The 19,868-nt window shown below is 58.2% G+C and carries 19 protein-coding genes and 2 tRNA genes; 9 read left to right on the forward strand and 12 right to left on the reverse strand.

The features are described 5' to 3' along the window. From AB0O81_RS08275 to dnaA, 11 genes are all read right to left on the reverse strand, one after another. A partial coding sequence (locus AB0O81_RS08275) for a cell wall-binding repeat-containing protein (protein ID WP_363583127.1) occupies positions 1-908 on the reverse strand: 908 nt, incomplete at its 3' end. Between the two features lie 124 nt (positions 909-1,032). Then, entirely contained in the window at positions 1,033-2,049 is a 1,017-nt protein-coding gene (locus tag AB0O81_RS08280) for a linear amide C-N hydrolase (RefSeq protein WP_363583129.1), read from the reverse strand. Between the two features lie 304 nt (positions 2,050-2,353). Continuing rightward, a tRNA-Ala gene (locus AB0O81_RS08285) sits at positions 2,354-2,426 on the reverse strand. A gap of 16 nt (positions 2,427-2,442) precedes the next feature. Next, a tRNA-Ile gene (locus tag AB0O81_RS08290) sits at positions 2,443-2,516 on the reverse strand. A gap of 87 nt (positions 2,517-2,603) precedes the next feature. Then, on the reverse strand, positions 2,604-3,008 hold the full coding sequence (locus tag AB0O81_RS08295) for a DUF3566 domain-containing protein (RefSeq protein WP_363583131.1): 405 nt from the start codon (positions 3,006-3,008) through the stop codon (positions 2,604-2,606). Beyond that, positions 3,005-5,563, reverse strand: a complete 2,559-nt coding sequence (gene gyrA, locus AB0O81_RS08300) for a DNA gyrase subunit A (RefSeq protein ID WP_363583133.1) — start codon at positions 5,561-5,563, stop codon at positions 3,005-3,007. The genes AB0O81_RS08295 and gyrA overlap by 4 nt, the downstream gene beginning before the upstream one ends. A 43-nt stretch (positions 5,564-5,606) precedes the next feature. Next, entirely contained in the window at positions 5,607-7,643 is a 2,037-nt protein-coding gene (gene gyrB / locus AB0O81_RS08305) for a DNA topoisomerase (ATP-hydrolyzing) subunit B (protein WP_363583135.1), read from the reverse strand. Positions 7,644-7,767: 124 nt separating this feature from the next. Next, positions 7,768-8,259 (reverse strand): DciA family protein, encoded by a 492-nt coding sequence (locus AB0O81_RS08310; RefSeq protein ID WP_363583137.1) that lies wholly within the window; start codon positions 8,257-8,259, stop codon positions 7,768-7,770. Beyond that, positions 8,252-9,409, reverse strand: coding sequence for a DNA replication/repair protein RecF (gene recF / locus AB0O81_RS08315; RefSeq protein WP_363583139.1), 1,158 nt, complete (start codon positions 9,407-9,409; stop codon positions 8,252-8,254). The genes AB0O81_RS08310 and recF overlap by 8 nt, the downstream gene beginning before the upstream one ends. 50 nt (positions 9,410-9,459) lie before the next feature. Further along, positions 9,460-10,611 (reverse strand): DNA polymerase III subunit beta, encoded by a 1,152-nt coding sequence (gene dnaN, locus AB0O81_RS08320; RefSeq protein ID WP_363583141.1) that lies wholly within the window; start codon positions 10,609-10,611, stop codon positions 9,460-9,462. A gap of 427 nt (positions 10,612-11,038) precedes the next feature. Next, positions 11,039-12,475: a chromosomal replication initiator protein DnaA gene (dnaA, locus tag AB0O81_RS08325; protein WP_363583143.1), complete on the reverse strand. Its 1,437-nt coding sequence runs from the start codon at positions 12,473-12,475 to the stop codon at positions 11,039-11,041. A gap of 304 nt (positions 12,476-12,779) precedes the next feature. Between dnaA and rpmH the strand changes: the two genes are divergently transcribed. The 9 genes from rpmH to AB0O81_RS08370 all read left to right on the forward strand — a co-directional run bounded on the left by rpmH (position 12,780) and on the right by AB0O81_RS08370 (position 19,453). Continuing rightward, positions 12,780-12,917 carry a 50S ribosomal protein L34 gene (gene rpmH / locus AB0O81_RS08330; RefSeq protein WP_013584598.1) on the forward strand — a complete coding sequence of 46 codons (138 nt, stop codon included), beginning with the start codon at positions 12,780-12,782 and terminating at the stop codon, positions 12,915-12,917. A gap of 8 nt (positions 12,918-12,925) precedes the next feature. After that, complete coding sequence (gene rnpA / locus AB0O81_RS08335; protein WP_363583145.1) at positions 12,926-13,261, forward strand: ribonuclease P protein component; 336 nt, start codon at positions 12,926-12,928, stop codon at positions 13,259-13,261. Next, positions 13,258-13,614 (forward strand): membrane protein insertion efficiency factor YidD, encoded by a 357-nt coding sequence (gene yidD / locus AB0O81_RS08340; protein ID WP_363583147.1) that lies wholly within the window; start codon positions 13,258-13,260, stop codon positions 13,612-13,614. The genes rnpA and yidD overlap by 4 nt, the downstream gene beginning before the upstream one ends. Before the next feature lie 8 nt (positions 13,615-13,622). Further along, positions 13,623-14,774, forward strand: a complete 1,152-nt coding sequence (gene yidC / locus AB0O81_RS08345; protein ID WP_363583149.1) for a membrane protein insertase YidC — start codon at positions 13,623-13,625, stop codon at positions 14,772-14,774. Positions 14,775-14,793: 19 nt separating this feature from the next. Further along, positions 14,794-15,303 (forward strand): R3H domain-containing nucleic acid-binding protein, encoded by a 510-nt coding sequence (locus AB0O81_RS08350; protein ID WP_363583151.1) that lies wholly within the window; start codon positions 14,794-14,796, stop codon positions 15,301-15,303. Between the two features lie 30 nt (positions 15,304-15,333). Continuing rightward, the gene (rsmG, locus tag AB0O81_RS08355) at positions 15,334-15,969 is read left to right on the forward strand and encodes a 16S rRNA (guanine(527)-N(7))-methyltransferase RsmG (RefSeq protein ID WP_363583153.1); all 636 of its coding nucleotides are present in this window, start codon (positions 15,334-15,336) and stop codon (positions 15,967-15,969) included. 1,182 nt (positions 15,970-17,151) lie between these two features. Next, positions 17,152-18,093, forward strand: a complete 942-nt coding sequence (locus AB0O81_RS08360) for a ParA family protein (RefSeq protein ID WP_363583155.1) — start codon at positions 17,152-17,154, stop codon at positions 18,091-18,093. After that, the gene (locus AB0O81_RS08365) at positions 18,093-19,076 is read left to right on the forward strand and encodes a ParB/RepB/Spo0J family partition protein (RefSeq protein WP_363583157.1); all 984 of its coding nucleotides are present in this window, start codon (positions 18,093-18,095) and stop codon (positions 19,074-19,076) included. Before AB0O81_RS08360 ends, AB0O81_RS08365 begins: the two co-directional genes overlap by 1 nt. 29 nt (positions 19,077-19,105) lie before the next feature. After that, entirely contained in the window at positions 19,106-19,453 is a 348-nt protein-coding gene (locus AB0O81_RS08370; protein ID WP_363583159.1) for a tryptophan synthase subunit alpha, read from the forward strand. Between the two features lie 81 nt (positions 19,454-19,534). Here the strand turns inward: AB0O81_RS08370 and trxA are convergent, their stop codons facing one another. Then, positions 19,535-19,858 carry a thioredoxin gene (gene trxA, locus AB0O81_RS08375; RefSeq protein WP_363583161.1) on the reverse strand — a complete coding sequence of 108 codons (324 nt, stop codon included), beginning with the start codon at positions 19,856-19,858 and terminating at the stop codon, positions 19,535-19,537. Positions 19,859-19,868 lie beyond the last annotated feature (10 nt).

The following is a 19,868-nucleotide window of genomic DNA, read 5'->3' on the forward strand; positions in this document are numbered from 1 at the left end:
AAATACACCGTCGCCACACCAGGCGCGAACTGATCCACCGAAATGGCCGCGCTCGTCGCATACCGATCCCGACCCGCAATCCGCGTCACACCATCAGTGGCGTACGCCTCCGCGGCGTGTAAAACCGAGTCAGAGATCGTATTCTCACCACCCAGCACAACGATCTTCTCCGGCCGCAGACGAGCCAACTCCGAAATGATCTCCGCCGGAAGCGCAGTCGAACGGCTCAAAAGAACAGGCACACCCGCAGCACCCGCGGCAGCAGCAGCCGACAACGCATCCGGAAAACTCTCCCCCGAAGCTAAATACACCGTCGCCACACCAGGCGCGAACTGATCCACCGAAATGGCCGCGCTCGTCGCATACCGATCCCGACCCGCAATCCGCGTCACACCATCAGCATTGTCCGAAAAGCTCGGGTAGAGGGCGAAGACCTGCGTGAAATATCCGTTGACATACCCGATACCGATCGTGTTGAAGTTGCCGAGAATATTCGCACGGTGACCGCTCGATGCCATCCACGCGGACACAACGGTTGACGGCTGATATCCGCGGGCAACGTTTTCTCCCGCGCGTGTCCAGCCGCTCGAGATCTGGGACGAATAGTTCGGGTTGTGACTCATCGCATTCGCCGCCGCCTGAGCGGCCGACCATTCCTGCGCAACCCGCGTCAATTGTTCGCTCAGCACAAGGGGTACGAGCCCCGCGTTTGCGCGCTGCACATTGGTGTCGGCCAGGATGGTGGCGATGTCGGCGTTCGGCGCTGAGAATGACGCGGCGAGGGTTTGGGTCGGCGAAAGGCTCGAAGATGCCTGGGCGGGGCTAGCGCCCCCCAAAACTACGAGCATGGCAGCGGCGACCAGGAAGCCCGCGAGCGCCTTCATCGTTCCACGACCAGCCAAGAGCATCCACGCTCGACTCCTGGTTGCGTCATGCCAAGCCCCGTTCGGTTGCCCTGTTCTGAGCAATGCTAGTGGGGACGAACCAATTTTTCCTACGGGAACTGATATTTTTCGCCTTGTCACATGAAGTTTACGAAGTCGCGAACACCAAAGAGACAAGAATCCCCTGCACCTCGGTGGCTGCCTCTCCGACGTCTGAGAACTTGTGGCTAACGTCTCCGGCAAGCCCGCCTTCGAGCATCAGTCGACTCACCAGATCGAGCCTGAGTACCTTGCTTTCCTTGTTGAAGCTGAGCTTGTCAAGGTCGATCCACACCATGCCGGGCCGAGTGGTGGACTCGAAGACATAGCGCTTGTTTGTAAGGTCGAGCACGACCTGCCAGATCGTCTGCGATGCGTCTGGCTTACCAGGCTCGGGCGTGCGGAACGGCTGGGCCGCATTACGGATGATGCTGAACATCGCCGCAATCGCGTCGACTTGTGTCTTGGGCTGCACCTGGTGCTCAACGTAGAACGACGCACGCGCGAAGCGATCGCTCGCGAGTGTCGAGCCGGGGAGAGGTGTATCTCCGCCGAGTCCGGCAACAGTTTTCACGAGCTCGAGCTGCTTGTCGAAAGTGGGCGAGTTAGTCATCACCTTGTAGTCACGGCTGTGATACACCCGGGGCTTGCCGTCGGTGTACTCAATGATGGCGGAATCGCCGGATGCGTCGTTGATAGCAAGGTGCAATGTGGGCACCAGGTGACCGGTCGGATCAAACAGCTGCGAGATTTCGACCTGCGTATCGTTCGTCCACGCGACAGCCTCTTCTACGGTCGCGAAGTTGTCGAGATAGTACTGAAGCCACACTGCCTGACTCAGCTGAGTTGCAGTCGCTTCGGGCTTGCCATAGTCAGACTCTGCGAGCCACAGGATATGGCCCGCGAAGCCTTGCTCATTCATGCCGTCTGTGGCGATCAGATCGAATGCGGTTGCAACAATGCTCCCGTATTTCGACGTCCAAGAGAGGTTTCCGTCCACACCGTCGGTGCGCTCCATGCCCAGCGGGTACTTCCAGATGTTGGAGAGCAGATCCATGTGGAAGTCCATGTTCCGACCCACGATGACTGACCCGTTTGCATCGGCCCAAACAACTCGCGTGCACATACTCGTTACCTTTCCTTGAGAGGCATCTCAGTCGGCGCTGGTCGTTATACCCGCTCCCTTGCCCCACACTTTCTATGCATGGTGGCACGGAAGAAACAGGCGTCGCGGGCCATGAGCGAAATCTCACCCCCAGATCACCCGCTGACGCCGTACGCATCACATTCAGGTACTCACCTAAGGGGCCGAGCGGCCCGCGACAGGAGCTGAGCAGGTGCCTCGAGCAGCAAGGGATCGCGGAGCAGGTTGCTCAATTGACTAAAAGAAGAAGACGCCGACCCATCGGGCCGGCGTCTTCTTCTTTCTGTGGAGCCTAGGAGATTCGAACTCCTGACATCCTGCTTGCAAAGCAGGCGCTCTACCAACTGAGCTAAGGCCCCGTGAGGGGGTACTGCGTGGGGCTACCTGGACTTGAACCAGGGACCTCTTCATTATCAGTGAAGCGCTCTAACCGCCTGAGCTATAGCCCCGTTTTCGTTGCTGTCCTTGCGTCGGCAACCTCCAAGACTTTACCCGATTTGGGATGATTTCTGAAATCGAGCCGTCAATGCAAACCGTTAGTTGGATGTGAATCCAACCAACAGGCCGCCGGTCACCTTGACCGCAAGATTGTAGATGCCGGCAACGACCGCGCCGAGCACGGTGACGACGACCAGATTGAGAATGGCGATGACAGCCGAGAACGCAAGCACCTGCGGCAAGCTGAGGTACTGCTGCAGTGTGAAGCTTCCATCAGAGAGCGTGCCGACCAGTTCGTCAACTTGAGTGATGAGGCCTGTCGTCTCGACGACGAAATACACCATGACCATCGATACCACGGTAACGATGGCGATCGCGATTGCTGCCAAGAACGACATCTTCACTGCCGACCAGAAATCAATGTAGACCAGGCGAAGACGCACTTGCTTGTTGCTCGACTTGGAGCTCGACTTTTTTGCGAGCTTGTCCGCTACTGTGCTCATTCGTCAGTACTTTCTTCGGGGTTCTCGGGAGACGCTTCAGGGGTTGTGGGCTCAGTGTCAACCGCTTCTTCCGCGGTCTCGGCCAAGCTCCGCTCGCCATTGCGCGCAATGGCGATGATCTTGTCATCGTCGCCCGCACGAGCAAACACAACACCCATGGTGTCGCGACCCTTAGCAGGCACCTCGGCCACGGCAGAGCGTACCACCTTGCCGCTGGCAAGAACCACAAGAACTTCGTCCTGTTCTGAGACGATCAGACCGCCCGCCAGCTCCCCACGATCGTCGTTCAGCTTGGCCACCTTGATGCCAAGTCCACCACGACTCTGGGTTCGATACTGATCGACCGCCGTGCGCTTGGCGTAGCCACCCTCGGTGACGACGAAAACATAGCCTGCGTCGCGTGCGAACGATGCGGAGAGCAAACTATCGCCCTCCCGGAAGGACATCCCCTTTACACCCTCGGTGCTACGGCCCATGGGACGAAGTGCTTCATCGGTGGCGGTGAACCGCAATGACATGCCGTGACGGCTGATGAGCAGAACATCATCACCCTCATCGACGAACAGAGCGCTTACGACCTCGTCGCCTTCACGCAAGCGGATAGCGATCACTCCGCCCTGACGGTTGGTGTCGTATTCGGTGAGACGGGTCTTCTTCACTAGTCCACCGCGAGTTGCCAGTACAAGGTAAGTCGCGACTGAATAGTCCCGGATGTCCAGCACTTGAGCGATCTCTTCGTCTGGTTGGAGAGCCAACAGGTTTGCGACGTGTTGGCCCTTTGCGTCACGGCCTGCCTCCGCGACGTCGTACGCCTTCGTTCGGTAGACGCGCCCCTTCGTGGTGAAGAACAGCAGCCAGTGATGCGTCGTAGTGACAAAGAAGTGCTCAACGACATCGTCGGCGCGCAACTGTGCACCCTTCACGCCGCGACCCCCGCGGTGCTGCTGACGATAGTTGTCGCTGCGCGTGCGCTTGATGTAGCCGTCGCGGGTGACCGTGATGACCATCTCTTCTTCGGGAATGAGGTCTTCGTCGGTCATGTCACCATCGAAGCCGTGCATGATCTGCGTGCGACGGTCATCGCCAAACTTGTCGACGATTGCCGTCAGTTCGTCGCGGATAATGGTGCGCTGGCGAATCGGATCAGCGAGAATGGCCTTGAAATCAGCGATCTGACCCTCAAGCTCGGTCGCCTCATCGATGATCTTCTGACGTTCCAACGCGGCGAGGCGACGAAGCTGCATCGCGAGAATCGCGTCAGCTTGAATGTCGTCGATCTCAAGAAGCACCTTTAGGCCCGTGCGTGCCTCGTCGACAGTCGGCGAGCGACGAATCAGGGCGATCACTTCGTCAAGTGCATCGAGTGCCTTCAGGTACGCCCGCAGAATATGCATGCGCTCTTCGGCTTTACGCAGACGGTAGGTCGTGCGGCGAACGATGACTTCAATCTGGTGGTCGACCCACAGCGAGATGAAGCCGTCGATTGGTAGGGTGCGCGGAATTCCATCAACGATCGCGAGCATGTTCGCGCCGAAATTCTCTTGCAGTTGCGTGTGCTTGTAGAGATTGTTGAGCACAACCTTCGCTACGGCATCGCGCTTGAGCACGACGACGAGGCGCTGTCCGGTTCGATCGCTGGTCTCATCACGGATATCGGCGATTCCCGTGATCTTGCCGTCGCGCGCGAGGTCACCGATCTTCACCGCGAGGTTGTCGGGGTTGACCTGGTAGGGCAGCTCGGTAATCACCAAGCAGGTACGACCCTGCAGTTCTTCAATCGAGACGACTGCGCGCATTTTGATCGATCCGCGCCCTGTGCGATACGCCTCGCGAATACCGCTCGTGCCGAGAATCTGCGCGCCAGTGGGAAAGTCAGGCCCGGGAATGCGCTGCATCAGCGCTTCGAGCAGTTCTTCGCGAGTTGCCTCAGGGTTTTCCAGTGCCCAAAGGGCTCCCGACGCTACTTCGCGCAGATTGTGAGGCGGGATGTTCGTCGCCATACCCACCGCGATGCCCACCGAACCGTTGACGAGCAGGTTCGGAAAGCGCGCGGGCAACACCGACGGCTCTTGGGTCTGGCCGTCATAGTTGTCTTGAAAGTCGACAGTCTCTTCTTCAATGTCGCGCACCATTTCGAGCGCGAGCTGAGCCATCTTTGTTTCGGTATATCGAGGCGCAGCTGCACCCATGTTTCCTGGTGAACCGAAGTTTCCCTGCCCTTGTGCGAGCGGGTAACGCATTGACCACGGCTGCACGAGACGCACGAGTGCGTCATAGATGGCGGTGTCACCGTGCGGGTGATACTGACCCATTACTTCGCCGACGATGCGCGCACACTTTGAGAACGACTTGTCGGGACGGAATCCTCCGTCGTACATGCCATAGATCACACGACGGTGAACAGGCTTTAGGCCATCGCGCACGTCGGGCAACGCGCGACCGATGATGACAGCCATTGCGTAGTCGAGGTAGCTGCGCTGCATTTCGAGCTGCAGATCAACTTGGTCGATCTTGCCGTGCTCGTGGAAGCTTTCGGGACGCTCTTCGTCAGTCATTTGTCACTTTCGGTGTTCGATTGCCGCAGGGCATAATCGAGAATCAGATGTCGAGGAAGCGGACGTCTTTGGCGTTTCGCTGGATGAACCCGCGCCGCGACTCGACGTCTTCGCCCATCAGCACGGTGAAGATCTCATCTGCGGCAGCGGCGTCATCGATCGTCACCTGTTGAAGGGTGCGAGTGGTGTGATCCATCGTGGTTTCCCACAGCTCTTTGGGGTTCATCTCGCCAAGACCCTTGTAGCGCTGAATGCCCGCATCCTTCGGGATTCGGCGTCCGTTGGCGAGCCCGTCAGTGAGAAGCGCATCGCGCTCCCGATCCGAATAGACGTACTCGTGCGGCGCATTCGTCCATTTGAGTCGGTACAGCGGCGGCATAGCGAGGTATACGAAACCCGCCTCAATCAATCCGCGCATGTACCGGAATAGCAAAGTCAACAGCAGGGTCGTAATGTGCTGACCGTCCACATCAGCATCCGCCATCAACACAATCTTGTGATATCGAGCCTTAGCGATATCGAAATCTTCACCGATACCCGTGCCGAAAGCCTGAATCATGGCCTGGACTTCTTTATTCGCGAGCGCCTTATCGAGGCGTGCACGCTCAACGTTGAGGATCTTTCCGCGCAAAGCCAAAATCGCCTGAGTGTGCGGGTCACGACCCTGCACCGCTGAGCCGCCGGCCGAGTCGCCCTCGACAAGAAAGATTTCGCTGATCGCGGGATCTTTGCTCGTGCAATCCTTCAGTTTGTCGGGCATTGCAGCCGATTCGAACACGCTCTTTCGCCGTGCTGTTTCACGGGCTTTACGCGCGGCAAGTCTCGCGGTCGCTGCGTCGATGGCTTTGCGAACAACATTCTTGGCTTGAGCGGGATTGCGCTGGAACCAGTCACCAAGCTGGTCACCGACCACCTTCTGCACAAAAGCCTTCGCTTCGGTGTTGCCGAGCTTGGTCTTGGTCTGTCCTTCGAATTGTGGTTCCGATAGCTTCACCGAGATGACCGCGGTAAGACCTTCACGAACGTCATCGCCCGACAGATTGTCGTCCTTCTCTTTGAGCAGATTCTGTGCACGTGCGTATTTGTTGACAAGCGTGGTCAGCGCAGCGCGGAAACCTTCTTCGTGCGTACCACCCTCGTGGGTGTTGATGGTGTTTGCGTATGTGAAGACGTTCTCGGTGTAGCTCGTCGTCCACTGCATAGCGACCTCGAGCGCGATCTTTCGCTCGGTATCTTCCGTCTCGAAGTCAATGATCTCGTCGTTGACAACTTCAGCGTGACGCACCTTGTTGAGGTGCTCAACGTAGTCGACGAGTCCCCGCTCATAGAGAAAGCTGTCTTCGCGCGGCCCAAGCTGTTCTTCGCCAGGTTCCCCGGTGTCAGCGAAAAGCTCCGCGCGTTCATCGCGCAAGTTGATACGCAGGCCCTTGTTCAAGAACGCCATCTGCTGAAAGCGTGTGCGCAAGGTGTCGTAGTCGAAGTCGACGGTGTCGAAGATTGTCGCGTCGGGCCAGAACGTGATCGTGGTTCCGGTCTCAGAACTCTCTTCAGCTTGTGCCAGCGGCGCTTGTGGAAAACCGCCATCGCGATACGACTGTCGCCAGACGAAGCCCTGACGCTTCACGGCGACCTCGAGTCGTGTCGAGAGTGCGTTGACAACCGATGAACCAACACCGTGCAAGCCACCCGATACGGCATAGCCGCCGCCACCGAATTTTCCTCCGGCGTGCAACACCGTCAAAACGACCTCAACAGTCGATTTTCCCTCGGTCTTGTGCATGTCGACGGGGATGCCTCGACCATTGTCGATGACACGCACGGCGCCATCTTCGAGAATCGTCACATCGATCGTGTCGCAGTATCCAGCGAGCGCTTCATCGACCGAGTTGTCGACGATTTCCTGCACGAGGTGATGCAATCCGCGTGCACCGGTCGAACCGATGTACATGCCGGGGCGCTTTCGGACTGCTTCGAGCCCTTCTAGCACCTGGATTTCATCGGCCCCGTACTCGTTCGGAACTGTCGCTTCTGCTGGCGTTTCGGGTTCCGTGGGAACGCTTTCAGGGGTTTCAGACGTCATAAGGGTTCGAGCGCTCCACATCGATAGGCGAGGATGCTGACAGTCTACCAACCAGAGGCCGATCTTCGCGGGTTCTACGCCCCTCTGACGCGATCAAATTCCCTAGGACAACCCAGATGGTGGTTTATCCATAGGTATCGCGCGGGCCACGCCCTGGAATCGTTCTGTGGCCCCATTTCCAAGAGGGAACGTCCGGTCCGATGAAACGGATGGTTTCGACTCCCGCTTCAGGAAAGCGGCGAACGATTTCCGAAAGGATGTGCGCTCGCATGAGTTGCAGTTGCTTGGCCCACGCTGTCGAATCAGCCTGGATCGTCAGGGTCGAGTCGGAAAACGCGACCGGCCGGGTTCGTTCAGCAGTCTCTGCTCCGGCGACCTCTGCCCACGCACGCACGACGTCTTCGCGCGCGAGTTGTGGCTCCCAGCCAGCTTGTCTGGTGAGATCACCAAGAACGTCAGAGATACCTTTGGGATCTCTTCCTGCAGAAAACGGTGTGTTTTCTTCATCGACGGCTCGTCGTTTTCGTCGCTTGAATGACCGCGCTGAAGGAGCGAGTCCTCGCAGCCGCAGGTAGGTGGCAACGGTTTCTGGAATCTCGTCAGCGGAATCACTCATGCTGTGCTTCCACGATCTGCCCAGCATGAACGCGCACTACTCGGGCCCGCAAGGCCGTCGGTACGTCTTCTTCGACGGCGGCGGTGACGATAACCTGTTCATAAGCGCCGGCCAACGCTGCGAGTCTGGCGCGTCGATCGGCATCCAGTTCGGCGAATACATCATCAAGGATGAGCACCGGATCGCCGAGTTGGGATTCTGCGCGCAAGAGTTCTGCTGAAGCAAGTCGCAATGCCAAGGCAACGGACCATGATTCTCCGTGAGAGGCGTAGCCCTTCACCGGAAGCCCTCGCACCCGCAGCATCAGATCGTCGCGGTGGGGTCCAACCAGCGTCACGCCGCGATCCAACTCCGACGCACGTTTGTCGGCGAGAGCCGAGCGAAAAAGTTCCGCGGTGCGGCCAGCCGCAGCATCCACATTCGAAAGACCGCCTCCCTCTTCTGGATCACCACCCGCTACAGAGAGCGCCCATTCGATTTGGGGTTGATGATCCGCGCCAGCGATGGAGGAGTAGGCGGCAGCGAGTGGTCCTGAAAGCTCCACGCTGAGCGCGACTCTGGCTTCGATCACTTCTGTGCCAAGAGTCACAAGTTTCTCGTCCCACACGTCGAGCGTCGCGAGAGCGTCGCCCCGCACCCCTCGAGCGCGTGCAGATTTGAGTAACGCGTTGCGCTGTTTCAGAACGCGTTCGTAGTCACCGAGAACGGCTGCGAGTCTCGGTGAGCGTTGTACAAGTAGTTGATCAGCAAATCTGCGCCGAGAGGATGGATCTCCACGAACGATTTGCAGATCTTCGGGCGCGAACAGCACAACCTGGGCGTACCGTGGCAGCTCATTCGGTTTCACAGCTGCACCGTTGACTCGGGCTTTGTTCGAGCCCTGCCGGTTGATTTGTACTTCAAGAAGCACACTTCGCTCGCCGTGTGACAATCTTGCGCGAACGATCGCGGCCTCGGAGCCATCTCTCACCATCGGTGCGTCACTAGACACCCGGTGCGAACCCAGTGTCGCGAAGTATCCGATCGCCTCGGCGAGATTGGTCTTGCCTTGACCGTTCCTTCCCACAAAAACGTTGGGCCCGGGCGCCAGCGTGACATCGGCTGCCGCGTAATTGCGGAAGTCGACAATGTTCAGGTGCTCGACGATCACCGGGTCAGACTACCCGGCGCCTTCGACAACGGCGTTCGATCGATTGCAGATCAGCGCAACAACAGGTTGGGCTGGAGCAGGTAGCGGAAGGACTCTTCACCCGACTTGTCGACAGACGTCTGCGGAGTGATGAGTACCGGGCTCAGCTTGTTCGCGTTGTCGCTCGAGGTGAAGGTCATACGAACGAATTCGCTCTTCACGGCGCTGAGGGATTCCAGCAGGTATTGCGGGTTGAGGCCAAGGGTGACGTCCTCGCCGACGAGATTGGAGTCAACGGACTCCGTCGCACGTGCCTGCTCTGTTCCCGATGCATCCATCGACACTGTGTCGGCCGTGAAAGTGAATCTCAGCGGAGCAGAACGGTCGAGTACGAGAGAGACGCGACGAACGGCTTCAACGAGCTCAGCAGTATTGACCACAGCGTGGTGCTCAGTCTGCTCGGGGAACAAGCGACGAACGGGAGGAAAATTGCCCTTGATGAGCAGAGAGGTAACCGTCTTGTTGCCCGAAGTGAACGCAATGATCTCGCGATCTCCCGAGCCAGAGAAGGCAATAGAGATATTGCCACTGTGCGAAAAGGTCTTACCCACCTCGGCAAGCGTGCGAGCGGGAACGAGTGCAGTCGTCGCCTCATCAGCGTCAACCGCCCCACCGTCCCACGGAATGTCGCGAAGCGCGACGCGGTAGCGGTCGGTGGCTACCAAGCTCAGGCGGTTTCCGGTGACTTCGAGCTGCACACCGGTGAGCACAGGTGTCACATCGTCTCGAGATGCAGCAAACGCAACCTGGGCGATTGCCATCGCAAATTCATCTGCTGGAACCAGACCTGAATCACCCGAGACTTCGGGGATGGCTGGGTATTCCTGGACAGGCATTGAAGAGAGCGTGAAGCGTGCAGAACCACAAGTGAGAAGGATTCCGCCGTCTTCTTCGACTTCGATCTGAATCGGAGCGTTGGGAAGGCGGCTCGCGATCTCAGAGAGCAGCCGGCCGTGAACGAGAATTGTGCCGGGGCTGTCAACCGTCGCTTCGATGGTGGTCCTGGCGGACGCTTCGTAGTCGAACGCCGAGAGGGAAAGACCCTCATCCGTTGCTTCAATCAGCACACCAGCCAAGATCGGCTGCGGGTTTCGCTGTGGCAGGAGCTTGACGACGAACGACACTGCTTCGCTGAACACATCGCGATTGACGTGGAACTTCACGAATGCTCCCTCGAGTCCGGGTTGGGGTTCTCATGTTAGTGCCACTCGAGGCTCTCACAAGTGACGAAGGCCAGATCGGTGGTTTTGACAGTGCGTTTGTGTTCAGGTGATCGAATCCTTTTCATCACTAGAACTATTTGTCATGGTGTTAACCGCTGTGGAAACTGTGGATAACTCTGTGGATCCCTGTGACGGTATTGGAACTACACGGTTGTGAGTTGTGGAATAGCTGCGGACTCTGTCGAGAAACTCGACCTCTCCGATTGTGGAGTTTTTCATCTATCCACAGGAGCGGTGCTGTCGTGCACACTGATTCCGCAGAGTTTCAAAGTTATCCACAGGTTTTCCACACTGTGAAGAACCGAAATATAAGGCCGCATTAGAGGGGCTGTCAAGTGGAATAGTGATCGGATGCTGCGCGACGCATTCAACGCCCGTTTCGGCCGAGTTGAGTGGTGATCTCGGAGACCTGGTTATAGATCGACCGGCGCTCCTTCATCAATTCACTGATCTTCTTATAGGCGTACATCACCGTTGTGTGATCGCGATTGCCGAACAGTTGTCCGATTTTGGGGAGTGACAGGCTGGTGCGCTCACGGCACAGATACATTGCGATCTGGCGCGCAGTGGCCACCGATTGAGAGCGACTTGATCCGTAGAGATCATCGACGGTGAGCTTGAAGTACTGGGCGGTTGCGGTGATGATGTCTGTCGGTGAGATGACATTCGCATCGTCCTGATCGATGATGTCGCGCAGCACTGTCTGTGCGAGTGCGATGTCGAGTGAGGATCGATTCAAACTCGCGAACGCGGACACACGAATGAGCGCCCCTTCGAGTTCACGGATGTTGGATGAAACCACAGTGGCGATGTATTCGAGTACTTCATCGGGAATATGAAGTCTTTCGCTTTGTGCTTTCTTGCGGAGAATCGCGATGCGGGTTTCAAGGTCGGGCGCCTGAACATCAGTGATCAGACCCCACTCGAAGCGGCTGCGCATACGATCTTCAAAACCGGTGAGGTGTTTTGGCGGAACATCACTGGTGATGACGACCTGTTTGTCGTGATCGTGCAGGGTGTTGAACGTATGGAAGAAGGCTTCCTGGGTTTCAGCTCGCCCCTGAAGGAATTGGATGTCGTCGATGAGCAGAATGTCGACATCGCGATATCGCGCCTGAAATGCTGATCCGCGGTTGTTAGCGATGGAATTGATGAAGTCGTTGGTGAACTCTTCACTCGAGACATAGCGAACGCGGATTCCGCTGTACAAGCTCATGGCATAGTCACCAATTGCATGCAGTAAGTGCGTCTTTCCTAGTCCGGAGTCGCCATAGATGAACAGCGGGTTGTACGCCTTCGCCGGCGCTTCGGCGACGGCAACAGCGGCGGCGTGTGCGAAGCGGTTGGATTGTCCAATCACGAAGTTGTCGAAGGTGTACTTCGGGTTCAAGCGCGTGTCATTGCGGGAACCGGTGTGCTGGGTGTCCATGGGCTGTTCCATGGGCGAGCGGGTCGTAGCGGTGTTCAACTGCTGCGGTGTTGGCTCTTCTCGAATCTCCGTCGGCGCGGTGAAACGGGGATCGGCGATCTCGGGATTCACGACGACTCGGAACGTCGCAGTGGGCGGCTGATCGCCTTGGCCTACTGCCGCAAGAGCCTCCATGATCGGAGCACGCATGCGTTTTGTGAACTGGGCCGATGTCAGATCATTGGGCACATCGAGGTACAAAGTTCCGCCCATGACGCCTTGTGGAACGGCGAGACTGAGAAACCCTTGCAGCTGTGGCGTAATGCGGTCGTCAGTGGCGAGAACGTCGAGCACTGCTGACCAGACCGGAACATCTGGAATATCGTGCGATGACATGGCCCCCCCGGGTTGTTGATGAGTCCACTCGAACCCGCGGAAAAATCACGGAGCGCCTGTGGATAACTGCCGGAGCAACGCTAGTTCGATGGAAGTCCGGGAGCAAACTCCACTGTAGGTGCGGCCCGCGTGTCTTGCCAGTCTCTTTAGGGGATTGGGCATAATGCGGTTTCGTTGTTCTCAGTTTGAGTTATTGGCGGACAAGACGTAGCCTTAATCGGTTGACTTACGCCCTTTGTGGGCCGTCCCCATACACGAACGTCCCGGCAGAGCATCCCGGTGACATCTGATCCGGAGGATCTCCATGAGCAAGCGCACCTTCCAGCCCAACAACCGCCGTCGTGCCAAGAAGCACGGCTTCCGCGCTCGCATGCGCACTCGCGCAGGTCGCGGCATCCTTGCGGCGCGTCGCGCCAAGGGTCGCACCGAACTTTCGGCCTGACCCACACGGTGCTGGCGCGGCCTAACCGACTCACCCGCGGGACGGAATACAAGGCCGTCGTCCGCCGGGGTCGTCGTTGTGCCGGTGCACACACCGTGACCTATGTCACACCAACAGTTCTTGCAACGCCCACTCGGTTCGGCTTCATCGTAAGCCGCCAGGTGGGCGGTGCTGTTGTACGCAATTCCGTTCGACGTCGGCTCAAAGCCGTGTGCAACGAAGCCCTTCCTTCATTGCAGCCAGGAAACGACATCGTGATCCGTGCCCTTCCCTCAGCAGCTAACGCGACGTTCGCTGAGCTTCGCGAAGAGGTTTCGCGTTGTTTGAGTAGGCGAGCAGCATGAGCGTTCTGCCGGCATACACCCTCGGCGATGCGGTGCTGACACCCGCGAATTTGGCGCGCTTCGCTCCTCTGATTCCACGCAATGCCGCGTTAGCACTGCTCCACGGGTATCGAGCGACGGTTTCGCATACCTACGGCGATGTGTGCAAGTACTACCCATCTTGCTCGGCCTATGCCGTTGGGGCCTATCAGCAACATGGCATCTTCAAAGGCTTTACTCTCACTGCAACGCGTTTGGCGCGTTGTCACCCCTGGGCTCAGGGGGGCGTCGACGACGTTCCGGCCCACAAGAACTTTCGGCATGCATTGACTCCTCACGGATTCGTTGTGCCATCCCCCACCGGAAAGGACTGATCCTCCGCATGGATCTCTTGTTGGCCGCTACTTCCACATCCACTGATTCGTCAGGCGGTGGGTTTGACCTTCTCGGAACCATTCTTTGGCCATTGAAGTGGGCAGTGGAGGCAGTGCTTGTCTTCTGGCACTGGTTCTTCACTCTTATTGGGCTACCAGCAGCTGACGGCATCACTTGGGTGCTGTCGATCGTTGGCCTGGTGCTAGTCGTTCGTACTGCTCTCGTTCCGCTCTTTGTGAAGCAGATCAAGAGTCAGCGAAAGATGATGGAAATAGCCCCTGAACTGCGGAAAGTTCAGGAAAAGTACAAGGGGAAGAAGGATCAGCTCTCTCGCGAGGCCATGAGCCGAGAGACCATGGCGCTGTATAAGAAGCACGGCACCACGCCTGTGGCGAGCTGTCTGCCACTGCTCGTACAGATGCCGATCTTCTTTGCATTGTTCAGTGTGCTCAACGATGTGACCAAGCACGCTGCTGCGGGCATAGGTGGAGTCGGGTTGCTCAGTGCCGAGCTGACACAGGAGTTCTACAACGCGAAGCTCTTCGGCGTCGCGTCGCTGCACGAGACGTTGATCGACGCGGTAAACACGGGCAACGTACCAGCGATCGCCATCCTCGTGACGCTGGTTGTTCTCATGATTGCTTCGCAGTTCTTCACGCAGCTCCAGATCATCTCGAAGAACCTTTCCCCCGAGGCTAAAACTGGCCAGGCCTACCAGATGCAGAAGATCATGCTGTATGTGTTGCCCTTCGCATTTGTGTTCTCCGGGGTGTTCTTCCCGCTCGGTGTTGTCATCTACTGGTTCGTCTCAAACCTCTGGACTATGGGGCAGCAGTTCCTGGTCATTCGTGAGATGCCGACCCCTGGTTCCGATGCGGCGAAGGCTCGCGAGGAACGTCTTGCTCGGAAGGGAAAGGCGCTCGATGCTTCCGGCAAAGTCATTCCTATGGAGAAGTATGAGGCTGAGCAGCAGCGACTTTTCGACGAGGCTGAAGCCGCACGGTTGGCTGCACCCAAGCGCCAGCAGCCAGTAAGCAAGCAGCGCGCCAAGAAGCAACAGTCCGGGAAGAATCAACCGAACAAGTCGCAGGCTCAGCGCAAAGCGAATCCGTCGACTGACAAGCCCGCCGGTGACGGTGGCGCGAACTCGGCGTCCTGACTAACTTTTGAGAGGCATGATGACTACTGAATCCACGGCGCCCGCGACTGCCGAGCGCGTTCCGGCAACGGTTGAGCAGCTCGAACAAGAGGGGGATATCGCCGCCGACTTTCTCGAGGGCCTGCTCGATATTGCTGACATCGATGGTGATCTCGATCTCGACGTGCGTTCGGGACGTGCATACGTCTCGGTAGAAGCTCCTGAAGAGGGGTCGGTCGAACTGATTGCGCAACCCGACACCGTGCAAGCGCTCCAAGAACTCACACGTATTGCGGTGCAGACTCGCACCGGTCGCTTTTCCCGCTTGATCTTGGATGTCGGCGGATCTCGTCAGACGCGCGAGCGGCAGCTGGCAACTCTCGTTGACCGTGCTATCGCTCGTCTCGATGAGGGCGCCTCCCAAGCGTCGTTGCCAGGAATGTCCAGTTATGAGCGCAAACTCGTCCATGACATCGTGGCGGATCGCGGATTTGTCTCTGAGTCGTACGGTGAGGGCGCCGACCGTCACACCGTTATCCGACGCGGTTGACGAGCTTTTGATGTTTCACGTGAAACTTTCATGATCGACGTAGAAGAAGAACCGGCAGCCGCGAGCCGGATTTTTGGTGACCGGCTTGAGCTGGCACGACAATTCACGGCGGCACTTGCAGCCCATGGTGAGGAACGTGGGCTCATCGGCCCGTTGGAGCCACCACGTCTGTGGACCCGTCACGTCCTCAATAGCGCCATCATCGCCCCCCTGTTTCCTGCCGGCCGCGTGGGCGATGTGGGCTCGGGGGCCGGCCTTCCCGGTATCGTGCTCGCAATCGCGCGTCCAGACATCGAGTGGGTACTGATCGAACCCATGGAACGTCGCGTCGCGTGGCTTTCGGAGCAAGCGCAGGAGCTCGGGTTGGATAACGTGGAAGTGCTCCGCGCGCGGGCTGAGGACTGGAACCGCGGTGGAGTTCTTGATGCGGTGACCGCGCGGGCCGTCAGCGCGTTGCGCACTCTCGTGCCGCTCACAGCGCCGCTTTTGCGCGATGGTGGAGAGCTTATTCTGCTGAAAGGCGCTAACGCGTCCAATGAGATCACGGCTGCCGAGAAGGTTCTTCGTAAGTTCAGACTTTCGGACACCCGCGTAGATATCGTAGGTGAGGGCCTGCTCGACGAGCCTTCGCGCGTCGTTCGTGCGACTGTTCGCGCTCCACGTTAGGCGCTAGGCATGCCCGGCGCGCTAGCCTCCTCCGGCGAGCATGGAGCACGAGGCTGGCCCAATCGTGGGGGTTGCAACCCACCATGACTCTTGGCGCCTGAGGCACTCCAGCGTTTCACGTGAAACAGTATGCCCCCGCCCGCCCCGTTCGCCGGATGGCGGCGATGCACTCGGGTCATATCAGCGGCGTCAACTGCATTGTCGTGGTTGAAGAATGCCGGTTTCGTGACGGCGTTGTCCGAATGTGGCAGAAGCCGTCTTTTGTCTCAATCTATGTGCAATGTGAATCGGATGTGCCAAAGAAATGGCCATGAAGGGGCGCTGCGACGATCAGGTTGTTTCACGTGAAACCATGCAGGCAGCGCTTTGGATTCGGATGGCTGTGGGGTGATGAACTCCGCTCGTTCATCCAGGCGCAACGAACCTGTTTTCTCACCGAGGACTTTCGCCGCCACGTCGTAAGGGCTTGGATGCCGGTCAGCCGAAGTCGAGTGTCCCTGGGCTCTGATCGCCGTAGCCCCTGTCACGTGAGCGAGGTATGGCGGTAGAACAGCCCCCGAAGGAACGTGTGACTCAACACCAACGCGCGAGTGTGTTCACGTGAACCAGCCCCAGGACGTTGAATGGGGAAGGGCGACGTGGGACTGACTGGATTGACTGAGCACCGATGCGCGTGAGCTTCCCACCAGATTCACCGTACCGCGCAACAGACGACATGTTTCACGTGAAACGACGCTGCGGGTCACTAGGCGATGCAATCGGCGCCACCAATGAACATCCCATCCTTCGAGGTGCCAATGGCGTGTGTGCCAATGACTGTGTGCCAATCACCGTGTCGACCAATGACCGTGTCGGCGTGCGGATGTCGCCCATCCACGTATTTGCGCAGACACTGGCGTTTCACGTGGATCGCCGCATATGCGCCTTTCGACCGATTTTGGCGCGCGTAGCAAGCGTTGCTTGGTGGCCCGTGGGAGAGGCCTACACGTCAACCGCTACACCGTAGACGTTCTTTGAGCACCCGACACCTCGCAGTGTCTTCTCGGGCCCTCCCGGTTTCACGTGAAACATAGGGTGGTTCACCTGTTTCGATCCTTGGGCGAGTGTCTCGGCAACACGCGGTGCGTGGGGGTGAGGACGACTAGAGTAGAAAGAGTTGTTGCAGGCTCGCAAAAGAGAGAAGTGTTTCACGTGAAACAGCCCGACGAGTCGGAGACTACGGAAGTTTTTTCGTTAGACGACACCCCTCTCGCCCGTGAAATCGCCGATCTCAGTGCGCGCCGGCGAGCTTTGGCCGCGGCGGACGTGGTGCTTTCGGGGAAAACTCGGGTGCTGACTGTCTCGAACCAAAAGGGCGGCGTGGGGAAGACCACGACAGCGGTGAATACTGCTGCGGCACTCGCATCAGTAGGTGCGCGTGTGTTGGTTATCGATCTGGATCCTCAAGGGAACGCATCCACGGCTCTCGGTGTGCCGCACACCGCAGACATTCCAAGCATCTACGACGTGCTCATTGATGAGTTTCCGCTTGCTGACATCATTCAAACAAGCCCCGAAGCAGAGAACCTGTTTTGTGCGCCGAGCACGATACACCTGGCGGGCGCTGAGATTGAGCTCGTGTCACAGGTGGCCCGAGAGCATCGACTGCGCACCGCACTCGATGACTACCTGTCGTCGCCGGAGAACACGATGGACTTTGTTCTCATCGACTGCCCACCATCGTTGGGCTTGCTCACAATCAATGCTTTCACTGCAGCCAGCGAGTTGCTGATTCCCATTCAGTGCGAGTACTACGCACTTGAGGGATTGAGCCAACTGCTGAGCACTGTTCGCATGATTCAGAAGCATCTCAACCCTGAGCTTGTGCTCTCGACCATTCTTTTGACGATGTATGACGGCCGAACTCGCCTAGCTCAGCAAGTTGCGGAAGAGGTGCGTGAGCACTTCGCCAAGCAGGTACTTGATACCGTCATTCCCCGGTCTGTGCGTGTCTCTGAGGCTCCGAGTTTCGGGCAGACGGTGATTGCCTATGATGGGCAGTCTGCTGGTGCGATTGCATATCGCGAAGCAGCGGTAGAAATTATTCGACGCGATAATGCGTCCACGAAGGAAGGACGCGCCTGATGGCAAAGCGCACAGGACTAGGGCGCGGTATCGGTGCCCTCATCCCCACAAGTGAAGCGACAGACGACAGACCGTCCGACGTCTTCTTTCCGCGCACGAACGCGGAACAATCTTCAGAGTCGTCCGATTCGATCGAAGCACCCTCCAGTGAGCCTGCCGATGAGCTGGTGGTTGTGCCTGGTGCGCGACTTGTTCACATCGATCCGAATCAGATCGTTCCCAATCCGCGTCAGCCGCGCACCAACTTCAAGCCCGACGACCTCGCGGAACTCGTCCACAGTGTGCGTGAGTTCGGGTTGCTACAGCCAGTTGTGGTGCGTGCGAAAGAGGACGGCACGTATGAGCTGATCATGGGCGAGCGCCGCACGCGAGCTTCGCGTGAAGCGGGCCTCACATCGATCCCAGCCATCATCCGCGAAACTGCCGATGAGCACCTCTTGCGCGACGCGCTTCTCGAGAACCTGCATCGTTCTGAACTCAACGCTCTTGAAGAGGCCTCTGCATATCAGCAGCTGCTTGAAGATTTCGGGATCACGCAAGAGGAGCTCGCTACGCGCATTGGTCGTTCGCGGCCCCAGATCAGCAATACGATCCGACTCCTTAAGCTGCCGGTGCCCGTGCAACAGCGGGTTGCCGCGGGGGTCCTTACCCCGGGACATGCACGCGCGATTCTGTCACTCGACACGGCGGAATCGATGCAACGTCTGGCCGACAAGATTGTCAACGAAGATCTCTCTGTCCGTGCGGCGGAGGCTGCCGCAAAAGGCCCAGAGGCTGGGGCTTCTCGCGCACCGCGGCCTCAAGCCGGTTCTCGACGATCGCATCTTGACGAAGTCGCAGAAAGACTGGGGGATCGGCTCAACACGCGCGTGAAGATCTCACTTACCGCACGTAAAGGCCAGGTCAGTATTGATTTTGCCAGCATCCAAGATCTGAATCGGATTCTTGAGGAGTTGGGCGAGACCGGCTACGGTTCGGCCTGACCGCAACGGTCTGAGCGTACGCTTGATGAGTGGGAAACGACCAAGATACGCCTAGACGTCGAGCCAGTTTGGAACTGCTCCGTGCGGAAGCAGCCGACGAGCTTTCGGTGCTGGTCTCGGAGCGCCTGCGCGGTGGGCAAGACCCGTGGGACTTCATGGAGGATCTCCCCAGTGTCGACGAACTCGTCGTCTTCATTCTGCGAGCCGACAACATCGCAGAGAACGGGGGAGCCAAACCCAATGCTGCTCGTCACTACCGCGTACTGCGCCAGATCGCGATTGACTACCCCCCGTTGACAGAGGCGGTGTGGCGTCTGCTGGGCGATGCCAACACTCATCGGCCGTGGGACGCGACGGTGCGTGCAGACATCTCGTAAGCGAGATGAACGGGGAAAACTGAAAGACCCCGGCACGCGCTTGCTCACAAACGAATGCTGGGGTCTTTCAGGCGCAAGAGATCAGCCGATGTAGGCGGCGAGATCCTGCTCGAGAGCGAACTTGGGCTTTGCTCCGATGATGGTCTTTTCTACCTCACCCTTGTTGAAGACCTTCATCGCCGGGATCGACGTGATCTGGTACTTCATGGCAAGGTCTGGGTTCTCATCGACGTTCAGTTTGAGCACCGTGATCTTGTCGGGGTGCTCGCTCTGAATCTCGTCGAGTACGGGAGCGACCATGCGGCAAGGACCGCACCAGACGGCCCAGAAATCAACGAGTACGGGCCCTTCGGCCTGAAGGACGTCTTGTTCCCACGTAGCTGAGGTGGTTGCCTGTGCGGTCATGAATTCTGTC

Source organism: Microbacterium sp. NPDC076911 (assembly GCF_040687125.1).
GTDB lineage: Bacteria > Actinomycetota > Actinomycetes > Actinomycetales > Microbacteriaceae > Microbacterium.